Here is a 23,291-nt window from a genome sequence, read left to right as displayed (position 1 = left end):
GCTTGGAGACCGATTCCGAGTTCTTCAAACCGGCGTCAGATTATCCAGTAGTATGGACAAAGATGACTCTCACAGCGACGTCGTTCCTGGGAGTGATGAGGAACCTGACACGCCGGATGTTCGTGGCTACGACTTTCGTGGAGAATTTGATTTTGGCGAGATGCTCGACGCCTATGGGACAACAGGGTTCCAGGCGACGCAGCTCGCAGAGGCAATCGACATCGCCGAACGTATGCAGGAGGCGGACGCCACTGTCTACCTCACGTTCACGTCAAACATCATCTCGTCGGGGCTGCGCGAGACCGTCGCGTATCTCGTTCGAGAGGGGTATGTGGACGTAGTTATTACGACGTCTGGATCGCTGACCGAGGACGTGATCAAGACGGCAAAGCCATTCAAGATGGGAAAATGGGACGCAGACGAGGCATCGCTCCGTGAGCGTGGGATCAATCGGCTCGGGAATCTCTTCGTTCCTTCTGACCGGTATGTGTGGTTGGAAGAGTATCTGTATGATTTCTTTGAGGACTTTTTCGCAGAGGAGAAAGTGAGAACACCGACGTCGTTCGCACGCGAGTTAGGTGAAACTCTTGAGGATGAGGATTCGGTTCTGAAGCAGGCCGCGGACAACGACGTACCGGTGTACTGTCCAGCGTTGACGGACTCCGAGGTCGGGAACTTCCTCTACTATTACCGTCAAGGGTACGATTCAGAAGTGGGTATTGAGGTTTTGGACGACTATGACTCGCTAATTGAAGATGGGCTGCTCGCGGACTCGACGGGGCTCATCGCGGTGGGGGGTGGAGTACCGAAACACCATGCAATCATGACGAACCTCTTTCGAGGAGGAGCGGATTACGTGGTGTATATCTCAACGGGGATGGAGGGTGATGGGTCATTATCGGGTGCACCGCCGAACGAGGCGGTTTCTTGGGGGAAGATCAAAGAAAACCAGACGAACTACACACAAGTGGAAGCAGAGGCCACACTTGTTTTCCCACTGCTTGTGGCGAAAGCGTTCAAACAATAACCACTCACACACCGGTTTCGGGCCTGCTATGATATCGAGTGGGAGGAATTAGCGCAATAATCACGACCAGAAGCGGGTTACTGTGCGTTGTCTCTCCCTACCCACCACGAATTTAAATAGCCCTTCCACAAACCAACAAAAGAACACCCACGCGCCGTAATGGATCCACTTTCACCGTGGATTGCCAATTACTAACACACCTAGTGAACTAGGATCAAATACGAGAACGCTGATGTCCACTTCGTCTATCCAGAGCAGACGAGACCTCTTCGACGTCTTCCAGCACACCATCGAGGGTACGTACGACGAGTTGGTGGAAGAACAAGAATTGCAACCCGGGCAGACAATGCTCAAGACCTTCCTCATTGAGTCCAATGTCACTCCGGAGGAACTCCACGAGAGAGTGGACATAACAGAGGCTCGCGAGGTAGACTTCGACTTACAAGAACTCATCATCCAACGCAACGCTACCAAGTACACCTTCTTCCTCGATCACAAGGACTCTCGATTCTGGACGCTCTACACCCTCGAAGAATCTGAGGACGCAAAGAAAGTCGTCCAAGACATGGTGAGCGGCGTCCGCAACGGACTCGACTACACGTGGATGCCGATCGAGCAACAGCGTGAGGTAATGGACATGGGCGAGTTCCGCGACGTGGGCGTCAGTTACGACGCTGACGACGTGTTCTCCGAGGACTACATCGACGAGAGGCTGGACTTCGGCGATCTCTCGGTGCGCAGCAGCGGTCGTGGAACCGGAACTCTGTTCGACATTCTCGACAGTCATGACGAACTATCCAGCTTCCTCTCCCTCTCCAGCGTCGGCATCAAACGGAACGTGAACGGCTCGTTCATTTTAGAGCGAGTAACCCACAATGGACGGTTTACCACTAGTGGAGGCGACTCTATCCAACTCCATCTTGACACCGTAGCTGAGATTAAGGAGCGATACGCAACGCTTCTGCGGAAGATCGAGGAGAACCACCGGCTCTCCTACGAATCTCAGGAACACGGGACGGGGATGGACGGTACCCCACTCGTGATCGAACTGGACAACGAGATCGAAGACGTCCGGCAGTTCATCGAGAATATCATTACGGCGAAGAACCCGCTTCGACTCTGGGGTGCGAAGACCAAACTCGATGACCAGTACTGGAAAATAAAAGGCGTGGATCTCCACAATAACGACAAATACACCATTGAGATTTGCCCCAAGTGGCTACGACTCTACCTCGGCGACGAGGCATGTGGGAACACCGCTCTCCGCATCTACTCGAATCTTCAACGGCACTATGACTCGAACGCTACGATGGAGGTGGAAGAATGAGTGTGATGGAGAACCTCTCCGATCACACCCTCCAGATTAATGCGTGGATTGGGCTGTGCCAGCTCGACAGGACGTTCCCCGACGCTCTGCGGAACCTAGGCTACACCGTCGACATCATTGATCCGAGCTTCGTCCATGAGGGCGACTCGGTGAATCCAGATTTGATTCTCACCAGCCGCGCCCATAACCATTCTATCATCATCGACTGTAAGTCGTACTTCATTAAGGAGGAACAGAACCAGAAGTATGAGTCAATACATCACTCACCCGAAGTCCTGCTGACTCGCGGTATCGTCTCTGCCGCCGATGCCACAGAGGACTTCGACGCTGAATTCTCGTACTCATCCTTCGAAGACCTCGACGAAAACCCACACCTACCTGAGAACGATTTTGCGGTCGTTCACTTCGATGAGGACGCGAACCAGTACATCATTCGGACGCTAGACAACTACGAATTCAATCTCGTCGATCTCCAAGACGAATTTCCCATCTTCACGAACACACGCCGTCTGCCAACGGACTACTTCCCATTTGACGTGGGGACTGGTGATGATGACTACCGCCAGTTCACCATCAGCATCCTCCAATCCACTGTTCACGTCGCACTCAAACAGAACACGTTTGACGCCGACGATCTCCTTGAAGACGCGCACCCGCTGTGGATTGACCTCGATAACAACCTAAAAAACGAACTACGAGCACACACGAAGACCATCCTCACGGAGTACCAGCGACAGGGACTGGATGAACACATCGAGAAAGTCCAGGCAGGGAGAAAAGACGAATGGAGGGTGGTCTCGAAGTCCTTACAGGCGCTCCAACGGAAGGTGGACGGATTCGTAGATGACGTTCAGGAGAAATTGGAGCAAACGTCGCTTGATGACTTCGAGTGACTATCAAGCAGCGCTAACGTCTCGGTTTCCACGGCATTGAAGAACGACTCGACCGAAGGATCATCTTGTAGGGTCGCTGAGCTCATCCACCTCAGCATTCACCCTGCTCTTTGGTGTGCTAATCGTTCTATGACACCCTCTCTACTAAACACTAAGTTGCCTCCCCCTGATCCTCTTTCCTAAATGATCTCTCTCCCTCCAATCGTCGACAATGCTGATAGGACGGTCGAAGATGTCTACAAAAAAATAATCCCACAGACCGAAGAAGCACGTATCGCTACTGGCTATTTCTATCTTTCCGGTTTCAATCTGTACCGCGAGGATCTCGAACAACTTGCTGACCCTGATGAACTCGGTCACGCTCCCATTCGTATCTTGATGGGCCGGCAGACGAATCGGAGTACAGCAGATGAAATCGGGGACGGACAAAATCTTCGCAGTAATCTCAAAGATGAGGTTGAAGAGAGTATTGAGGAGCTGAATAACGCCCAATTGGGGCGGTTGGATCGGCTACGAGATTTCATAGCAGAAGATCAGGTTAGCGTCCGCGTGCGAAATCCAGAAAACGGATACTTCCACGCTAAAGGAGCCTCGTTCAGAGCGCCACGCGACGATGATGATTGGGCGACTGATGACGATACAGACACACGTCCATGTGCGACTGTCGTCGGATCGTCGAACTTCACGGCTAGCGGACACCGGAACAACATTGAGCTGAATCTCACAAGTCAGGACAGACGCGAGGCGGAGGCGTTCGAAAGTTGGTACGACAACCAGTGGGCGAATGCTGAGGACTTTAGCGAGGAGATCATCCGCATCATCGAGAACAGCACGAAGTATCAAGACTGGCGGGACCAGCAAGAAGACGAGTCTGATGACGATGAGACACCCGATGACTTAGGGACGTACATCGAACCGTTCGAGCTGTACAAGCTTCTCGCGTACGACGAATTAAGTGGGAACGTCAACATCCGCGACAGTCCGCTATACTACTTCCAGACGCTCGGATACGAAAGCGCGAAGGAGAAACTCTCCCAGTTCAACGGTTGTATTATCTCTGACTCGGTCGGTCTCGGAAAGTCGTTCATCGGCGGTGAGCTCCTCCATGACTACCGCCAACGTGGGGATCGCTGTTTACTGATCGTACCCGCAAACCTCACCGAGCAGTGGGAAGATCTCCTCCAAGACGACACAGACGAAGACGGCAATCCGTACTTCGGTCTCGAAGTCGATGGAACGCACCTCGAGGTGATGAGCATCAGTAAGTTCCAGAATCTTGCGTACGGAGAGATTCAAGACCTCAAAGACGCGTTCGACGTCGTACTTATCGACGAAGCTCACCGGTTCCGGAATCACGGGAAGTGGCGGCCGAATCCCGACCACGATGACGATTACAAAGGGACTCGACGCCACGCTAACCTCCGTCAGCTCCGCGGAAAGACGATGATAATGCTGACGGCCACGCCAATCAACAACTCTGCGACCGACTTAGAGAATCTCATCAGTCTGTTCACCAGTTCGGAGGAGTTGCGAAACAAGGCGTCGCTGGATTTCAGCGCATTCGAAGAGTACATCGAACTCTCCGAGACGCGCAAGAAGATTGCTGCCGGGAAAGAGGAGGCGAGTGATGAAAAGCTTCAGAGTATCACCGAGCAGCTCCAGCGCCATTCGGAGGAGATCTCGAAGATTCTGAACGAGGTAATGGTACTGCGGACGCGGAAGCACGTCAAAGACCAGATCCAAGACGAGGAGGACTTCGAGATGAGCTTCAAGCCGCCGACGCTCAGCAAGGAGCAGTATTCGCTTCCTCCGGCGTACCAGCCGGTGTATCGGATGCTGCCGGATGTGATGGACGCACTCCATCTCCCGCACATTACGGTGAAGAACCCGAAGGCAGGCGGGACGCTGAAGGCGCTGTACAAGCTGAACCTGCTCAAGCGGCTGGAGTCGTCGACCTACGCGTTCGTTCAGTCGATCCAGACGCTACACCAGAGCGAGCGGCGGCTTCTCGGGCTTCTCGATGGACTCCCCGAAGAGAAGGAGATCGACCTGTTGCGGGCGGCCCAAGACGAGGAGCAGGCGGAGACGCTCGACGACTTCGTGGAAGGAGACGACGCCACCGAAGATCTCGAACAGACGCTCGAAGAGTTCGGGTTCGACACGACCGCGGTTCGTGCGGACGAAGACACGGAGACTGACGCGCCGGACGAATTGGCGGACGCGACAATCGGTGAGGTGAAGACGTACATCCGAGAGGACCTGACGCTGATCGCGTACTTCCTGTCGCAGTTCATCGGTGATATCGCACAGGACTCCGGCGACGTGAGCGATCAGGCCGTCTCGACGAGGCAGTGGCTTCACGAGCACAACGCCGGCGTCCTTCCGGACGTTCCGGAGGAGGAGCTGAACCCGATCCTCTACCCGCGGAGCGATCTGAGCGACGTCGACGGAGCGACTCGGGAGTTCTACGAGGCGGTGTTCTCGCTTCGGGAGTTCCGCGATCCGAAGGTCGAGCGGCTCACGAACGTTCTCAACGGCTACGACAACGAGAAGGTCCTCGTCTTCACGCAGTACCGCGCCACCGCGGACTACGTCCACCGCACGCTACTCGACGATCCCGACTCGCCGCTTACGGAGGCGAACAGCGCGGTCGTCAAGGGCGGCGACGACAACAAGCAGGATGTCATTCAGCGGTTTGCGCCGGAGGCATCGGGGTACCAGCAGACGCTAGCTGAATCCGGCGAGGACGAACTCCAGTACGTCATCGCGACCGACACGCTCTCGGAGGGGGTCAACCTTCAGGACGTGTCGGTCCAGATCTCCTTCGACCTGCCGTGGAACCCGATGCGGATCGTTCAGCGTGTGGGGCGTATCGACCGGATCGGGAGTACCGACGAGAAGTACGTCCACAACTTCTACCCCGACGGTGACATCGAGGCGGCGATTAAGCTGCTGAAACGGCTTCAGGCGAAGATCAACGACATCGCGCTCATCGTTGGCAAGGAGAACAACATCCTCGATCCGAACGAGGACCAGATCTTGGAACAGACCGGCGTGGAGACGGAGAAGACGATCGGCGAGCTCCAGGTGGACGAGATCGAGGACTCGCTACAGAAGTCGCGGGAGGTCGAGGACGTCAACGAGCTCGACGACACGAGCAAGAACCCACTTCTCCGTAACGCGGGGAGCAACGAACACGCCGCGTACGAGCGGTTCCTGCTCAAGAAGGAGCTGAACGAGGAGTTCGGTCTCTCCGAGGACGACTTCGAGTACGCCGCGGACTACTTCGAGGAGTCGCCGGAGGAGCGCGAGCGCCTGTACACGGACGTCACCGGCCACGAGTCCGGGCCGCGTCCGGGCGTGTTCGGGCTCGCGCACCTCTGGTTCGACGACGAGGACCGCGACCCGCCCTTGGGTCGCGTTCGGCGGGCATTCTACTACAAGCCGTTCGCGGACGAGGTGAAGGAGCGCCCCGTCGGCACGCTCAAAATCGATCCCGAGGTCAGGGGAGAACCGATCACGGGCGACGCCGACAACGTCCTGTCCAACCGAGAGGAAATTCAGGAGGTCCTCGACGAACGGTTGGAAGCGATTCGGGAAGGCCAGGTCGAGAGCGCGTTCAAGCAGGGGGATTCGTTCTCGAAGGAGCAGGAGACGATACTGGACTTTATCGCACACTACCTACGACCGAATCATGGGGAGAAATCGGTCCCGACTGACGAGTACGACACGCTCGACGAGTGGGCAGAGAGCCTGAGCGAGCGTCTCCAAGAAGTGAAGTTAGCCAACACCGATGAGGATCGGATCCTTCAGCAGACCTTCCGGCATAGTGAGCAGTATGACTCATTCCCGGATTGGCCGCCGGTAGAATTCTTAGAGGAGTTAGAAGCGTTCTTGGAGGAGAACATCGAGGAATCGACAGAGTACCAATCGAAGCTTGTAGGGGAGAGCGGGGTTCAAGCCCGTCTTATCTGTTGGGGAGTTGTTGGGACATAAGACGCGGTTCATCACTCCAAGCCTTTTTCCGAAGGTGTGAGTCTACTTCAGCGGGCCCTTGGCCACCAAGTCATCGTACTTCTCTAACACCACTTCGAAGTACTCGCCCGTCATGACTCGGGGGTCCTTCACCCGATGGAAATCATCGAGGATGAACTGGACCTCACGGCGTTCGAGGCCGTATACGTGGCAGGCAGCAGCGTCAATTTCGGCTTGGAGTTCACTGCGTACATCTTGGTCAACGGCCGGGTCGAGGCCACCCAGCCGTTCCCGCATCTCCGCAAACTCCTCACCGTAGCAGTTCAGCTTCGCTGCTCGTTCGGAGATGTACTGGAACCAGTCATCTCCAGCGGTGAGCCGGGGAACCTGCGACTCCTTGAACTTGTACTGGACGATGCTTGTGTCGATCTTCGTTCTCATCAAGAAATCGAACGGAATAGAGTTTAATAACCCGACAACGACGAACAACTCTTCATCTGTGAATATCCGCTGGTATGCGCTGTGAAGTGGGTTATCTGACAGGGATTCCTTGGTTGGTGCGATTTCGTACGGGTGGAGCGTATGGACCTTGTGATGGCAGATAACGCCTTTGGGAAGCACCGCCGCTATCATTGTCCGTTCGTTTGTGGAATTCGCAATCTCTCGATATCCGATTCGGTATTCCGTACAATCCAACAGCACGTCTCCCATGTGGAGTTCTTCGCCGCGTGTCTCATCAAGGAGGTCATTCACGAACGCTTTCTGAGACTTACTGGACCCCTCTCCCCCAAATTCATCATAAATGGCCTTCTTGAGATTGCCACTGTTGAAGTTCCGTTCTCGAACCCTGCGTTTAGCTGAAGCGTCGGGATTTTTCTCTTCCTCTACGCTGAACAGCTCTGGGGGTTGGATATCCATCTCGAGAGTGCTGTCATATACGAACTGGTAGATATTTCGTCCCCCATATACTGGATAGTCGCCCTCTTCTTCGGATTCCACGAACCGATCTGATGCACGGGCGCGGTCTAATTCGCGGCAGGGAATCGCTTTCCACGTATCCGCGATGTCCTCGCCTAACGAAGGGTGTTGGAAAATTTTGTGGAGGATATCTGTTTCTGCTTGGTTCGTCAGGAACGGGAAGATTCGAGCTTCAGGGGAGTACTCAGATAACACTGTCCTCGGAATGTCTACAGCCACTTCCTCAAGGTTCTGTAGAATAGCCAAGTCACTTTGATTGAAAATCCCTCGCAGACTCTCCGTACGACCGCTATTTTTGAAGGTCACCACTCCGAACTGGTATCGGTCGTCGATCCCCTCGAAGATGCCCTTGTTTTCGAACTCGACTAGGGACTCGATGGATGCTTCGTCCAACATCTTCATCCGAAGGTCCTTCGAGAAGGAGCCATTGAAGATCACGCCGGGTAACACCTGAGCGACATATCCGTCCTCCTTGACGAGGTCAAAGACTCGTTCAACGAACAGTCCAGCAAGATTGTTCTCGTTCGGGTCCTTCCGCCCGGCCACTACTGGGGTCTGGAGTTGGTATTCTGGCCCGTCGGTGAAGAACCGCATTTGGGTTTCAATATCGTCTTGGTACTCCTGCCAAGCCTCAGAAACTGCCTCCTGTTCGAGAAGTTCCTCCTCAATTTTGTCCTTCTCTGATGGGGGGCGTGTCCGAAACCGCTCGTCGTACCGTGGAAAGAAATCATCACGGCTGGCCCGGAGTTGATCCCATGGTGGATTGCCGATTAGCACATCGAATCCACCGTCAGCATAGACGGAGGCGAACTCTAGTACCCAGTGGAACGGAGAGTACTCTCGGACCCCGTCGATGGTGAGGTCGTCAACACCAGCCTCCTGGAATTGCGTTAGAATTTTATTATCGAGTTTCTCACCGTGCTCTTGAATACGGGATTCCGCGATTTTTCGGGCATTCGCGGCCTCCAAAGAGGATTCCGCCTGGCGGTGTCGTTTGACTGGCTTGATTACGTCGTCATACAGTTCCTCGACGCTCTCACCGATGCCACCCCCGTAATTCGTCAATGACGCGTCACCCTGATCGTTGGCGATTTCGTGGATGTCAGTAAACCCGATGAGTGAGTTCCCTTGGCGGATGTTGAAGTCGATGTTTGGGAGGGGTTCGACTTCGTTGGGTTCATCTTCGATGTCTGCAACCATCGACAACCAGAGGCGGAGCTTACAGATTTCGACCGCGCCTCCATCGATATCCACTCCGTACAGGTTGTTCAGGATCACTGTGCGCTTCGCGTACAGTGACGCCCCGCCCTGCCCTTCGTTGATTTCCTCCAGCTCGTCCCGGGTGCGAGAGTCCAGCTCCCAGCCTTTGCCTTCCTGTCCAAGTTGCTGGAAGTACTCAATACACTGTATGTAGATGTCCACCAGCACGTCCTGTACAGCGAGTAGGAACGCACCACTACCAACTGCCGGATCAAGAATATGCGCTTCTTTCAGAATATCGTGGTACAGCGTTTCGACATGGTTTGTCTCCACGTTCTCAGTGGGGACTTGACGGGTCATCGTTCCGCCATCCGCAACCGCCTGTTCACCACTGCCGGCTTCTACATCAGGGAATCCGAATACGTCGTCAATTTCGTCGTATTCGGTATCAACAGCGTCGTTGAGCTGATCAAGTAGGTACGGGTGGACTGTCCCGCGGGACATGAAGCCGGTAATCTCTTCGGGCGTGTAGTACGCGCCCATCTCCTTCTGGTTGACCGTCTGCTCGAAGATGTGACCCAGTATTGCGGGCGAGAGGTTCTTCGGGTCGACGATGTCGAGCCGCTCGTCGACGTTCCAGTTCCACCCCGACAGGAAATCCAAGACGTCGTCGAAGAGCTCGTTCGTCTCCTCGGTGGACTCTCCAAGCTTCGCGTCCGGGAACTCCTCCTCGACGGGGTTCTTCGCGAACAGCCCGCCGTTCAGGTACGGCAGGCTCCCGAAGTCGGGGTTCTGCTTGTCCTCCGCGAGGTAATCGAAGAACAGCGGCCGGTAGAAGTTCTCGTACCGGTCCTCGCCGTCGTCGACGACGTCGCCGGGCTGCTCGTGGAGGTAATCCGGATTCCGGTCCAACAGGCGCTTCTCCTGAATGAAATACAGGAAGATCATCCGGTCGAGGATGACCTGGACGTAGCGCTGCTTCGCGTCGCCGCGATCGTCGGGGATCCCGGACACTTCCTGAACGAGGTTCGTCCGGAGTTCCTCGAACTCCTCGTAGAATTCCTTGACGACCTGTTGGGTGTCGTAGAGCGTATCGTAAATCGCAGCAGAAGAGCCGTACTCGATAGAGTTGAGCTTCTTCAGAACTGTGTTCTTCTCGCCGCTGTCACTCGTGAACTGCTCTTTGGTAAACGAGATCTTCTGGTGCTTGATCCGCCCGTGCTGCTGGCCTTCCCAGCTTCGCATCCGCGTGAGGAAGGTGAACTCCTCGAAGTCGTTGGTGGCGACGAGATTCGTGTGTCGAGATCGGTTGTCCGGCTTGAAATCCGTCGCCGTCTCACCGGGGCCCGCGTTGACGAGTACGACGAATTCGTCATCGGCGAGTTGAAGGACAAGTTCGTTGCTTTCCCCGAGGTTTGGACGCGGTTTCAGACCGCGTTTCGCGAAGGAATCGGCGATATCTTGGAGGGAATCCCAGCCTGCGATGTCCTTCGCAGTAATCTGCTGGACTGACATACATATTGGGACACCCGTTACTTGTATGAAAGTATGGGAATCCTCCGCTAATGTCCCAATGTTAATGATTTCAACGGAGCCAGATTTATCCTAATTGGACAACCTGAACTATCAATTAGCCCGCTATATACCACACAGAGACGATGGACGAAACGACCGCTCGCAAGCTCCTCTCGGAGATCGACGAGCCAACGGAGCCGACACTCCGAGAGCTACAGCAGACGGCCATCGGTAGCGTTGAGACGGTTCTCTCAGATACAGGCTTTCCTACCCGAGAGGAGGTCAGCCGGCGGCTCTCATACACGTTCTACTACGACTGGGAGACTGACGATCCGGACATCGTCCTCCTCGTTCAGGATCCAGGGAACCTCCATGAACGTCACTTGTCGGAACTGCGTCCGCAGAACCCACTCGCCGGCGAATGTTCGGCTCGCGACCAGATCGGCGTCTACCGCGAGTTTGCCAAGAGCTGGCTGACCGGGCGAAACGCCGATTTCGCAGAGCGTTTTTTCGGGACGCTCGCCCGTCACGATCTCATTTCGCTCCCGAACGGCTGGCACCAGTACGTCGAATCCGGGCAGTTCTATCGAGACTTCTACCTCGGCGACGTCGTGAAGTACCGCGTCGACGGCTTCGGAGTTGCCGCCGAGCGCGCCTCGTATCAACACCTCCTCAAGCAAGAACTCCGGGCGTTGGATCCGGATCTTGTGATCACCTTCGGCGGAAATGCGTGGCCGGCACTCCGACGCTCGACCACGCCGGAGCCCGTCATGGAGACGGACGCCGACCCAGAGAGTATCATGGCCATCCACGGGATACTCCACCGTATCTCCGAACCGGTCAATACCCACGTACTCCCGCTGGCTCACATGAGTGGGCAGGTCTGGTGGCGGTTCCCACCTGACGAGTACATCTCGCGACTCAGCAAGGCGCTTGAAGTGCTCGAACGCCAGTAGCGAAAACGACGGAGCGTGACACGCATCGTCTCGATATGAGATAGCGACTCTACAGATTGTGGGCAGTCACGAGTTTGGGCGGACTACATGTCGAGATAGGGGCCGCAAGCCCGAAACGTGGCACTACAGCCGATCACCCGGTTGGAGTACGAGCCAGGGCATCATAAAATATTTACTAAGGGTTTAGTGTTATGTCTGGGTTAAAAGTGAGAACTTGGCTGCTTGTAGGATGGTTGTTTCGTGGAAGATGGAGGTGATCAGAACGGGATTATTGCCGGCGCTATGGCGATGTTCTAGTGCGAACTCCTTCAAATACTTGCTCGACTCTCCTCCATTTCCACGGGTTGGTCGCGGGCCGATGGCCTGCTTCTGGGCGCGCCGACCGCTTCGTAGGTCGTTCGTTCTCTCTCGCCTTAGCTAGTCAAATGGGCCTTCATAAAATCGTTAATTCTCTCTTCATCAACATTTCCAACTTGCTCAATCTGATCTAGTAACTTCTCTGACTCTTCTTTGAGAGATTCATTACTACTTGAATTCAACATCGCCTCAAGCCGATCAAGAACTTGTTCTTCTTTATCATAAAATGTAGTGAAGCCAGATAACTGTTCGACAACCGTCTGCTTCCGACTATCTCGTAGGTTCTGATCAGTTAAGCGGTCACTCAGCCTTTCAATAAAGTTGCGCCCTTGACTTCTCTCAATGCTCTCCGGTATCGACTGTAGAACCTTGATAACTGGATTGATCTGGTCTGGATTACTGTTATCTAACCTGTTCGTTAAATCTTCCAAAATATCACCCGCCACCGCACTTTTACGGTCTTCATCAGTATCACTTTCAAACTCTTCCCAGAGTTCTCTATACAATTTATAGTCTCCTGTATCACCATTTAGTAGGTTATCGAGTTCATCAATGTATTTTTCTTGATTGGGGGCGCCCAATTTGGAGAAATGAACAGCAATTGGCTTTAACAGATTGCGCTTACGATTGGAGTTTCGCTCATTTCTGGCAGAATGACCACACGCATCAATAATAGTACCCAAATCTAATTTTAATCTATTGATGTGTTCTTCAATAATCCTCAGACCAATTTCCTGCTGATTGTTGTTGTTTGATCTGATAAGCTCTCTCGTCTTGTCCACTATCTTTTGATCGTACTCGCTCGGGATCTCTGGGATTATCGTTTCAGATATGAATGATTGATCGTTGATCTGCCTTGGAATCCGAGAGAACAGTTTATCTATCTCTTTCTCAGTCTCAAAGGTAGGAACCTCTCGCTCAATCATCTTCTTAAGTATTTGTTGTATATTCTGAGGATTCCATTGTCCATATATTGAACTAATCCATTCTCTGAAGTCAGACTGACGCTCTTCTGGCAACGAATCATAAAAATGTATATTAACTTCCACTAATTCAACCATCTCATTATTCAAAGAATTGAGTATTTCTCTTATCGACTCAAAACTCTCAATTGCGGCTGCCTCAGTAACTTCTGGATTCAAGTTAGTGAGATTTCTGGCCAGATCTCGGTTGATTTGTTCATGTTGGTTGTTCCTGTATCCATCATAGAGTTCCAGCAGTTTTTTGACGTATTTGCTTCGTTCCTCTACTCCAGCTACTTTATCAAATTGACCATATGATGCGGTTTGAATAAATTCGTGCTTCTCAGAGTCTATCTCAACTACTGTAGTTGAAACTGATATTATTTCAGATGTAACCAAATTCTCAATAGAACCTTTTGACTGACGTAATAGCTGAATAGCTTCCACTAAATCATTGTCCCGGAGATTACTAATCTTCTCAGATAATTCACTGACTGCTGTGTTGGGAACACTTTCCGCATGTTTCACGAAGGCAGAAAGAATATCTTCGTTAAGTCCGTCGTTGTCCTTGACTTTCTTTGCATATTCTTCAAACAAAGCCTTAGACTGGTACTCGTACATCTGAAGCATAACAGGGAACAGCAAGTCTGGCTCAAGAAACCTCAGAAAATTCTGATCAGGGCTATTAGCAACGTATCTCCCGACGACAGGCGCAATACTCTGCTGCTCCTCTTCACTCAGTTGTTCAAAGATTGTAACTAAAGAATTGGTTATTGCGTACATAGGCTGGTCCCTATTGGTGGACCGATAGCCACGAAGTTCTTCATCGATCGCATCGGTATATTGGGTAAAAGACTCTCCCCTGTCTCGGATACTCTCGATACGATTCAAGAGTTTTGATGTCTGCCCAGTTTTCAAGAACCTCATTATATCGTCGAAGTCTTCTAACCCTCCGGAATATGACTGCTCAGAGAGATTTAGGAACGGTCTAACGTTCTCGACAGTCACACGCTGTGTTGAGTCAAGAAACGCTTCTAGCCGCGACTCTCCACGAGACTCTGATTCTAGAATTTCTTCTACTCTATTACTCCTTGATTCGCCGTTTAGATAGTCATTGATATCATTTAGGAGGTATGGATCGTCCTCAAGTTTCCTATAAAAATCTGGGAAATCTTCTTCCAATATCGAGACCTTAGCAAGGAATGGCAAATTTTGAGTGACTCGATTATTACCAAGAATTCCTTCTTGTTCCCGTTCACGAGCAATACTGCGGAGGGTAACGAGCCGATTGATCGCGTGTTTTATTCTTCGGGGATTCTCAAAGTAGGCATTGATAATTATATCAATTGCCTCTGGGTCTATCGGTTCAGTTAATTCTCCATTCTTTCTATGTGCGTAATTCTCTACGTCGTCTTTCTGGAACGTAGGAATGCGGATGTGAGTCTGGAAGAATTTCCTTAGAAATTCTCTTTCGGTTCTGGTTTCCCCGAAAAACTCCTCATCGTTAACCGCTTTCAGGTGGCTCTCCAACGCCTCATCATCACAGGGAATCAAGTATACGCATCGATCATCCTCAAGAAACGTCTTTAGCGATACCAATACATCATATACTGTGCTACTTTCACACCGATCTAGGTTGTCAACGCTAATTACTACTTTCTCAGCATCTACTTCTTGAATAATTGAGTCAAAGATGTTCTTGTGAGCGCCAGACCATTCTTTTCGAGGATATAGGAACTTCCGCTGGACAGTCCGAGTGACGGTATCAAGCTGCTTCAAGACATATCCCAAGACCGGCAGAAGCAAACCGGTCGCAACCAGAGAAGCGGCTGCCGAATGTCCAAAGTATTCCAGCAGTAGCGCAACTATACCCAGTGAAACGAATGAGATTGAAAGTATCGGGCTATCGTTCCAGAAATCCCTGATAATTTCCGACGGGTTACTACTTTTAGTAATCGACTCATCTTCTTCCACGTCGTACAGACGACCTGTAATCTCCTCTTCTCCCAATACTCCGTTATCTTCAGCATTGATTTCCTCTCCAATCCTCTGATCTAGTTCTAAAAGCAATTCTGTACGAATTGAGTCTTCAGCATGGGCCCAAGCGTCAAATTCAACACAGACCACATCATCAAATTGCTGATCACTTCTGATCCGGTTGTAGAGTAGATTAATTATTGAACTCTTACCTGAACCCCACTCGCCGAATATTCCGATATGCCACGGCGGATCAACATTCCGAATCACCTCAGAAAGAGTATCAACATACTCGATATGGCCGAAACTGTCCTCGTCTTCAGAATCAATCGGCTTATCAATAAGATACATCTGATCTTCACCAGATTCGGACATTAACAATTAATCCGTACTCCAATTACAAAAAATCGGCTCTATTGAAATAATATTATTCAGACAAATCTCCGTCTAAAATAGCCTTGCGATGAGAGTTGTATATCGTCAACTAGTCAATGTGCCATAGAGCGGCGGTTTGATTCGGGCGTGAAAGTACACAGCGTGACTGTTAGATAGGGAGCTGATCGGAGCTGGGCGGCAGCTTGGTCAGTTATATCCCCCCACCCAGCATCTTATTTCGTCTTAGCCCGACTCAGCAACGTATATGCAAGTGTATATCTCGTCAGGAAAACATATCGACAACGTCACCAAGCGCGTTAATGCGATCAACCAGCACGTTGAGTCTCCCGAAGTCGTTTTTGGTGAAGGGGGTGAATCAGACACGGTAGAAACACTCAGACGTACTATCCGAATTGCCCCATTAGCCCCGTTGATTGCCTTTGTAGCGTTCATTCATTTGTTCATCGTTATGAGATTCATCGGGAGGATTGTGGCTATCGCCACCCGTGGAGAATTTGGCCAAGACAGAGTTATAATGCGAAAAGTTGCTGACCAACATGGCGCAACAATCCAAGAGATAGACACGTTTTATTCAGCAACTCCAATCGATGAACACCCAATATCATATGGTCTGCTGAATTGGGGAACAATCATTTTGATTCCGACGATATTTTGGCGATTGTTCCCTTCTATCGGTGGAGTACTTCTTTCGGGGCTATTGTTGCTACTTATTGGTGTAATCCTGCTGTTCGCTATGCTTTACCAAATTAACGAGGAGCGAGAAAAGAGAATGGTCGATGAGATACTTAGTGAAGCTAACACTGTAGATTCCGCCTGTATTGTCATAGGGAAGGGTCACCATCAGGGCGTTGAAACTGGTTTAGAGTCTCACGATGAGGTTGAGGTGATCAACTGGACCCAAACGAACGGAAACTGAATCACCTGTACTGACCGAACTGATCAGGTGGTTTTCCGAAGCGCTTCCTTGTGAGATACGCGCGCTATATCCAAGACATCATCTGTGACATTTACAGAGGTTTTCAACAGAACGATTGCCTTTATGATTTCTTCAGCACGGGCCAGCTCATCCCAACTGTGTTGAGAAGGAAGCCCTTTTCGAATTATTTCTCAAACCTCTGCTATTTATATACTACCTCGAGTGATCCAGAACTCGGTCCCATTAACCCGATCAACGGTTCTCAAAGGAGCCAGATTGTTAGCGATCACTACCATTTCGAGGAGCGATTTCTATGTGAGAACCCGAGGGAATCACAGATACTCAGAGTGGATGAGATCGTAACAAAGATTTAACCGATACCGCCGACTCCACGTGTTGTGCCATTTCCCCGCGCAAAATCATCCCGTCAACTCTACGACGAAGTCAAATCGTACGACCGGGTGATTACTCCAGACGGACCGCTCGCGAGTGCCCTCAACCGCCAGCTTGATCGGTCACACCTCGGTCCGTTTGCTATACCCCCACGTCGCCTTGCGGTCGGTCGCCGGCAAGAATCTGAGGACCGCCTCGCGTTTCTCGGCATGATCGCAAATGAAGATATTTCGTGGAAACGATGTGCCTACGCAGTCGGGAATATCCTCCAGTGTTGGGAACACCAAGGATCTCACGAGGCTATTTTCGAGTACGACGCCTACATCGACGAGGCCACCGAACGCGCAGTTGAGAGAATCGGTGACCTTGAGACGGCCTCGATGAAGCTCACGAACGACACTATCGATTCGGATCTCGATGTGGTCGTTGTCGAGCCGGAGATGCTCACGCAACTCGAACGAGCGTATCTGCCTACTGAGTACGATACGGTCAGTCTCTTTGCCGACACAGAGTTTGAGCTGCCCCCGTTTCGGATCCATGATTCACCGACAGCGATCATCGAAACGGTGGTGAATGCGGTCACCGAGACAAACGCCGAAAACGTCGGGATTGTCCTCGATCAGGAAAGCGAGTACTCGCCGCTCATTGAGTCCGCATTCGAGGCAGCAGACATCCCATTTTTCGGCGGACCAGGCTTTACTGATCGCAGCGAACACCGCTTGTTCCTTCATCTCCTCCGGACTGCCCACCGAGGAACTGACACCCGGATCAGCGAAATTCGGTCGCTACTGACAGCTTTTGACTGCGATGTTACCGACCGTGAGGCGGACAAGCGGCTCCACGAACTCGATGATGGTGACCTTTCGTGGCTGATCGACTTCTGTCACGAGATTCAGGAGTACACGTTTTCGGACGCGCTCTCGGCGTTCGAACACCGTGCCGACGACACGCTTGATGCCTTTCGAGCGGAGCTAAATGAGCTTGGTATCGCCGACGAGCCTGTTACGGAGGCGCGCCTCGACGAGCTGTCGTTCTATCTACAGACGTATGAGGTCCCTGTTGATCGGGATAACGAAGGCGTCCTGCTCGCCGACGCGAAGTCGGCATCATACGTCGGTCGTGAGGTTGTCTTCTATCTTGGCCTTGATGATCGGTGGACTCACTCGGCACCGCGTCGTCCATGGGTTGATCAGGATGCTCAGTTCACGCGGAATCTCAAGAGCTTCCAGTTGCTGTTACAGAGCGGGAGCCAACAACACTATCTCGTTCAGGATGCAACCGGCGGATCGCCGGTTACCCCGTGTCTGTACTTCGAAGAGCTCCTTGAACGAGAATACGATCGTTTCTCAGAACTGCCGTCTACCACCCATCAACTCCGATCTGAACCACATTATGGGGCTGTATTCAACACAGAGTCAGTTGACGTGTCTCCTGACCCAGTCGAGACGATCAGTAAGTCGAGTCTCAACACCTACGTGAACTCACCCCGAGACTACTACTTCAGCCGGATCGTCGATGGCCCAGAGAAAGAGTATCTCACCGAAGGCAACCTGTTCCATGACTTTGCGGAGTTCTATGTCACCCATCCTGCGGTCGTCGACGACGCGGCGCTGACAGAAGTCGTTGACCTCATGCTTGATGAAGTCCGTCCGCTGATCCGCTCCGTTGATGAACAGACTCGCCGGACTGAGTACCGTCTAAGCCTCGAAACAATCGTCTCGTACCTCGACGACAACCCCCCGAAAGACGGAGCGTTCCTCACGCCCTCCAGCAGTACTGAGAACGCGATTGCCGACTACTTCGGGTACGATATCGCGTCGCCGGTAACTGAACGCCGGTTTGTTGATGAGGATCGTGGTATCAACGGAATGATCGACCTTGTCCAGTCGCAAACCGAGCTGCTGGATTACAAAAGCGGGAGTGAGAACGACGCCAATTCAATTGTCCAAGACGCCGCGATTGACGAACCATCCGACGAACCGGATTTCCAAGCATTGCTATATCTCACCTACTGGCGCTCACAAACGCCCGCTCAACAGCTCTCGTTCACGTTCTTCTACGTCACTGAACTCGTCGACGACGCCATCGCCGGTGACATCGATCTCGACGACGCGCTGACGACGGTGACGTACTATCCCGGATCTCTCACAGATCACGTCCGAACAGAGGAGTTCTTCGAGTACCTTCGTGAGGAGGGGGCGAACAAGTGCCAGAAGATTCTCTCGAAGATCGACTATCAGACGTACGCTGCTCTCTTCGATGCCGCACCACTCGTTGAGACAACTGACAGCGACGAACTCATCGAGTCAGAGTTCGGCCGGACGATGATTGAACGACTCGAGGCAGAGATTGGAGAGTACAAGTACGTAAAGACGGGGAGCAAACAGGTTATGCGGGAAATCGCCCGCCAACAGAAAGGTGCGTTCTTTAAACCTGACTTGGATGCGTTTGAGTCGTTTGTTGAGGAGCGACTGACAGAGCTCAACCGACGTCGTACAGGTGACGAGCCGTTTCCCATTGAGGGACTTGCCGGCGAGCCGAATTACCGGCGGGTGGATAATCGTGATTTGCTCTTGGAGGGTGAACAATGAGCGACATCGAACCGAATCCGGAACAGCGCGAACTCATTAACGCGATCGAGGGCCTGTACCTCGTCGATGCGGGCGCTGGCACTGGGAAGACCTTCACCGTCACCCGCCGATACGCGAATATCGTCGAACAGGATGGGATTGCTCCGTCCGACGTCTTGTTGGTCACATTCACGAACAACGCTGCCGAGGAGATGCGCGACCGGATTGTGCGGAACAGCGAGTACGGAATGCGGGAGCTCTCGAACGCCCCAATCCAGACGTTCCACTCGTTGGCGCATGATATCCTCGACGAACACGGCCATGATGCTCCGACATATCTCGGCGTGGAGGAGACGATCACCGGCTCAACGCGGATCATCGAAGACGACATCATCGAACAGGCGCTGTTTCGAGAGTTCATCGGCCAGTTCATCGACTCGCACCCTGAGTACAACGAGTTCTTCACAGCGATTTCGGAGACGACAGAACTACTCAATCTCATCAAAGAGCTATCTGCGAAGGGTGTGTTTCCCACCGCAACCGGCTGGTACCGCGACGGTGAGTCACACCTCGACGGTGACTTTGCTGCGTTCGAGACGCTGTTCGCCGATATAAATCAACCTCGAAACGGTGGCAGCAAGCAGTCGAAGCTCCGGTCGAAGCTCAGCAAATATGGGAAAGAGAAGACCTACCTCCCAGAGGCACCTGAGAGATGGGAGCTTCGCGGGAACGGCAAACAGATTCCAGCGGATGTCGCTGGACGCGTTTTCGAGGACGATCGAACAGCACTCAAGCAGTTCGTCCACGATGTGTATCACGCCTACCTTGAGTTTGCGCTTCGACGGAACTACCTGAACTTCGGGTTCCTTCAGCTGTTTGCGTTCGTCCTTCTGTGTGAAGACCACGATCTTCGAGATCGACTGGGCTACGAGTATGTGATGGTTGACGAGTTCCAGGACTCTAGTGAGATCCAGTTCAAACTCATGCTTCTTCTGGCCGGCACAGAGAATATCTGTGTGGTCGGTGACTGGAAGCAAAGCATCTACAGCTTCCAATACGCCGACGTCGACAACATCCGAGAGTTCGACGAGCGACTCGACCGGTTCGCCGAAGAGCTGAATCGGGACGCAGATCGCGTCACATTCCCGACGACGACAGCTGCCAGCAAACAACTGACACGGAACTACCGGTCGACCCAATCTATCCTACGGTTCTCGACACAGGCGCTGACGGCTCGTGCGACGAACAGTGAGTTACTCGATGTTGAGGCAATCTCCGAGGCGGTCACACGGTTGAAGGCGGACACAGACCATGACGAGAGCCGTATCGAGGCGCTCACGAGTGAGGATGAACACGAGGCGATTCTCGCGAAAATCGACGACATCGTCGACAATGATGACTACGCCGTTGAGGGTGATGACGGCGAGTACCGCGCGCCGAAATACGGCGATATCGCCGTTTTGACCCGGACTCGCGATTTCGGCCGGGACCTACTCGACACGGCGAACGCGTACGACCTCCCGATGGCGTATGAAGGTGGCATTGAGGTGTTCCGAACGGACGCCGCAAAGCTACTGTTAGCGTGGCTTCGGATCCTCGAACGTAACGCCGATCGCGGCTGGGCGCTCGTCTTAGAGGAGGCCGGGTACACAATCGACGAGGTGAAAGCGATCATCGACCGCGACGCATACCCTGACGCGATGGTTGCCTTCCGCGAAGAGCTCCGAGAGATGGAGACATTCGGGGGTGTCGCCCGTCGCGTGTTCGATCGGTACGACCGGAGTGGCCCAACTGCGGATGTCGTCCTTGACACGGTCCAGTCCGTCTATGGGACGACAACATTCACCCGTGGAGAACTGATTCAGTTCATCGAAGCGGCGATCGAAGATGGTAGTACCCACGAGGTAGACGCTGGTGCGGGGACGAATGCGGTGACTGTTCAGACCATCCACGCAACGAAAGGGCTCGAATATCCGATTGTCATCCTCGCGAATATGAACACGAACAAGTTCCCATCAACCAGTGGCAGCGGGAGCGATATCGCGTACACAGACCCAATCGGACTCCGACAGAGAAAGGTGTACTCTGAGGAGGCTCACGATGTCCCACACGTCTACGACAACTGGCAGACAGACGTTCTCAATAAGTGTCTCTCCCAGAACTACGATGAGGAACGCCGACTGCTCTACGTGGCTATTACGCGTGCTGAGAGCCACGTCATTCTAACCGGCGGTGAGAATCCAAATGTGTTCCTCGACGAACTCCCCGTTAATATCGAAACAGTCGATCCAGATCTGTCGTCCTTCAGCGCAGTAGACAACGAGTCTTCACCGTTTACCGTTGACATTCCGGATCCTGATGGGCCAGCAAGCTACTCCCCGCATACGTTCATCGACGATGCCGTGTTCGAAGGAGACACCGGTGGTCGAGGGATGGAATTTGGGTCGGAAGTTCACGAGTTCGCAGAGAGGTATGTGCTCGAGGAGGCTGTCGACACCGACGGCAACACTGATAAAGAGAATGTGAAGAAGTTCTTAGATTCACTCGATGGCGAGAAGAAAGCCGAAATCGATGCGTTCCTTCCGTTGACTGTCGATGACAAGGAGGTGACGATCGGTGGGATCATCGACTTGCTCCATATTACGCCTGACCAGGTCGATATCATCGACTACAAAACTGACCTCACCACCCACGCCGAAGACGAATACGAGAAACAGCTCAGTATTTATTACCACGTCGTTGCCGACCAATATCCGGATCGGTCGGTCTCTGCTTCGATTTTCTACACCGATGATGGTAACCGACGCAGGATCACCCATCTCAGCAAATCCGATCTCAGAGAGATGGTCCGAACATACCGTGCGTGACTCCTTCCACTCTTGAACGCTGAGAAAGCATAGCTACCGACAAGAACGGACTCGTGGCCCTCTTAAGGAATTACTCGAGCGATTCGATGAGCGCGTCACTTCTACCGTTGAAGCCTACCTTTGGGCCCGTTCCGTCTCCCGGTACGTGACGCCGAGGTCGAGGTCTTCGTACATCCGGTCGAGCATCGCCAGCCCCGACTGGAACTGGGCGTAGTTCTCGCGCATATACTCGATTGTCTCTGCTCTCGGGATCACCGGGTACCCTTCGACGTGCTCGATATCGAGGGACGCGCGTGGCTCGAGGACGATCTGTAGCGGTCCGTCCAACTCGTCTCGGGGCTGTCGGTCAAATGCGGTAGGGAGGCCGAACGACTCGAAAAACGTCTCCCAGGCGTCGACGTCTTGCTCACGAACAGCAAGGAACAGCGGATAGTCGTCGGGCTCGCGACCAACTTGGTAGCCGCCTTGGGTCCACACGTAGACGGCGTCGATCCGTGTAAATGCGAACGGCCAGTCACCGAACTGTGGGATGACGTAGGCTTCCTCGATGGATGGTGGACTGACGCCGGCGCTGGCAGCGACGAGCTCTCGTGCTGCGTCTCTCACGTGGTCATCGACGACTGAGAGGCCGTCGTCATAGGTGACGTAGCCTGCGTCTTCGAGTCGGTTAACGGCCTGTCTCACCGTCTCGTACGGCGTGTGGAGGTGTTGGGCGACACGACGGATGGAGTCACCACTCTCGATAGCGAGGATGATTTGCGCCGCCGTGTCGTCGAGAACCTCGTACATCTGGCAGTTACCAATAATCCGGTAACCGTTAAAAGCCTTACTAGAGGACTGGGTAGAGCGGCTCTGGCTGAGTTCCACCACTCAGAACTCTCCTACTGAATGACTCGTCTGTATATATCAAACGCCGTCGAAGTCTCCCATCGAGTATGCGCCACCTTGGGGGACGGAGAGTGAAACCTCAACGGTTCTAGAG

The 23,291-nt window shown here is 52.9% G+C and carries 11 protein-coding genes; 8 read left to right on the top strand and 3 right to left on the bottom strand.

Features of this window, described 5'->3' with window-relative positions; genetic code table 11:
- Nucleotides 1–52: 52 nt before the first annotated feature.
- From C471_RS10145 to C471_RS10130, 4 genes are all read left to right on the top strand, one after another.
- Nucleotides 53–1,027, top strand: coding sequence for a deoxyhypusine synthase (locus tag C471_RS10145; RefSeq protein ID WP_004048684.1), 975 nt, complete (start codon nucleotides 53–55; stop codon nucleotides 1,025–1,027).
- Nucleotides 1,028–1,259: 232 nt separating this feature from the next.
- The gene (locus C471_RS10140; protein WP_004048683.1) at nucleotides 1,260–2,354 is read left to right on the top strand and encodes a hypothetical protein; all 1,095 of its coding nucleotides are present in this window, start codon (nucleotides 1,260–1,262) and stop codon (nucleotides 2,352–2,354) included.
- On the top strand, nucleotides 2,351–3,247 hold the full coding sequence (locus C471_RS10135; protein ID WP_004048682.1) for a hypothetical protein: 897 nt from the start codon (nucleotides 2,351–2,353) through the stop codon (nucleotides 3,245–3,247). The genes C471_RS10140 and C471_RS10135 overlap by 4 nt, the downstream gene beginning before the upstream one ends.
- Before the next feature lie 183 nt (nucleotides 3,248–3,430).
- Nucleotides 3,431–7,243: a helicase-related protein gene (locus C471_RS10130; RefSeq protein ID WP_049909270.1), complete on the top strand. Its 3,813-nt coding sequence runs from the start codon at nucleotides 3,431–3,433 to the stop codon at nucleotides 7,241–7,243.
- 42 nt (nucleotides 7,244–7,285) lie between these two features.
- Here C471_RS10130 and C471_RS10125 read toward each other — a convergent pair whose 3' ends face one another.
- On the bottom strand, nucleotides 7,286–10,915 hold the full coding sequence (locus C471_RS10125; protein WP_004048679.1) for an Eco57I restriction-modification methylase domain-containing protein: 3,630 nt from the start codon (nucleotides 10,913–10,915) through the stop codon (nucleotides 7,286–7,288).
- Nucleotides 10,916–11,058: 143 nt separating this feature from the next.
- Between C471_RS10125 and C471_RS18115 the strand changes: the two genes are divergently transcribed.
- Nucleotides 11,059–11,871, top strand: coding sequence for a uracil-DNA glycosylase family protein (locus tag C471_RS18115; RefSeq protein ID WP_004048678.1), 813 nt, complete (start codon nucleotides 11,059–11,061; stop codon nucleotides 11,869–11,871).
- 413 nt (nucleotides 11,872–12,284) lie between these two features.
- Here the strand turns inward: C471_RS18115 and C471_RS16585 are convergent, their stop codons facing one another.
- Nucleotides 12,285–15,542: a KAP family P-loop NTPase fold protein gene (locus C471_RS16585; protein WP_004048677.1), complete on the bottom strand. Its 3,258-nt coding sequence runs from the start codon at nucleotides 15,540–15,542 to the stop codon at nucleotides 12,285–12,287.
- A gap of 265 nt (nucleotides 15,543–15,807) precedes the next feature.
- Between C471_RS16585 and C471_RS17145 the strand changes: the two genes are divergently transcribed.
- From C471_RS17145 to C471_RS10105, 3 genes are all read left to right on the top strand, one after another.
- Nucleotides 15,808–16,479: a hypothetical protein gene (locus C471_RS17145; protein ID WP_152421888.1), complete on the top strand. Its 672-nt coding sequence runs from the start codon at nucleotides 15,808–15,810 to the stop codon at nucleotides 16,477–16,479.
- A 398-nt stretch (nucleotides 16,480–16,877) separates the two neighbouring features.
- Nucleotides 16,878–19,463, top strand: coding sequence for a PD-(D/E)XK nuclease family protein (locus tag C471_RS10110; RefSeq protein WP_049909267.1), 2,586 nt, complete (start codon nucleotides 16,878–16,880; stop codon nucleotides 19,461–19,463).
- The gene (locus C471_RS10105; protein WP_004048675.1) at nucleotides 19,460–22,309 is read left to right on the top strand and encodes a UvrD-helicase domain-containing protein; all 2,850 of its coding nucleotides are present in this window, start codon (nucleotides 19,460–19,462) and stop codon (nucleotides 22,307–22,309) included. The genes C471_RS10110 and C471_RS10105 overlap by 4 nt, the downstream gene beginning before the upstream one ends.
- Nucleotides 22,310–22,423: 114 nt before the next feature.
- On the opposite strand, the gene C471_RS10100 is transcribed toward C471_RS10105, so the two are convergent.
- Entirely contained in the window at nucleotides 22,424–23,098 is a 675-nt protein-coding gene (locus C471_RS10100; protein ID WP_004048674.1) for a helix-turn-helix domain-containing protein, read from the bottom strand.
- Between the last annotated feature and the right edge of the window lie 193 nt (nucleotides 23,099–23,291).

Source organism: Halorubrum saccharovorum DSM 1137, from assembly GCF_000337915.1.
GTDB classification, from domain to species: Archaea; Halobacteriota; Halobacteria; order Halobacteriales; family Haloferacaceae; genus Halorubrum; species Halorubrum saccharovorum.
This window is presented reverse-complemented; position numbering and strand designations above follow the sequence as displayed.

Coding starts and splice junctions, on each gene's coding strand:
- C471_RS10145 (WP_004048684.1), top strand. CDS start 53: ATGGACAAAGATGACTCTCACAGCGACGTCGTTCCTGGGAGTGATGAG.
- C471_RS10140 (WP_004048683.1), top strand. CDS start 1,260: ATGTCCACTTCGTCTATCCAGAGCAGACGAGACCTCTTCGACGTCTTC.
- C471_RS10135 (WP_004048682.1), top strand. CDS start 2,351: ATGAGTGTGATGGAGAACCTCTCCGATCACACCCTCCAGATTAATGCG.
- C471_RS10130 (WP_049909270.1), top strand. CDS start 3,431: ATGATCTCTCTCCCTCCAATCGTCGACAATGCTGATAGGACGGTCGAA.
- C471_RS10125 (WP_004048679.1), bottom strand. CDS start 10,915: ATGTCAGTCCAGCAGATTACTGCGAAGGACATCGCAGGCTGGGATTCC.
- C471_RS18115 (WP_004048678.1), top strand. CDS start 11,059: ATGGACGAAACGACCGCTCGCAAGCTCCTCTCGGAGATCGACGAGCCA.
- C471_RS16585 (WP_004048677.1), bottom strand. CDS start 15,542: ATGTCCGAATCTGGTGAAGATCAGATGTATCTTATTGATAAGCCGATT.
- C471_RS17145 (WP_152421888.1), top strand. CDS start 15,808: ATGCAAGTGTATATCTCGTCAGGAAAACATATCGACAACGTCACCAAG.
- C471_RS10105 (WP_004048675.1), top strand. CDS start 19,460: ATGAGCGACATCGAACCGAATCCGGAACAGCGCGAACTCATTAACGCG.
- C471_RS10100 (WP_004048674.1), bottom strand. CDS start 23,098: ATGTACGAGGTTCTCGACGACACGGCGGCGCAAATCATCCTCGCTATC.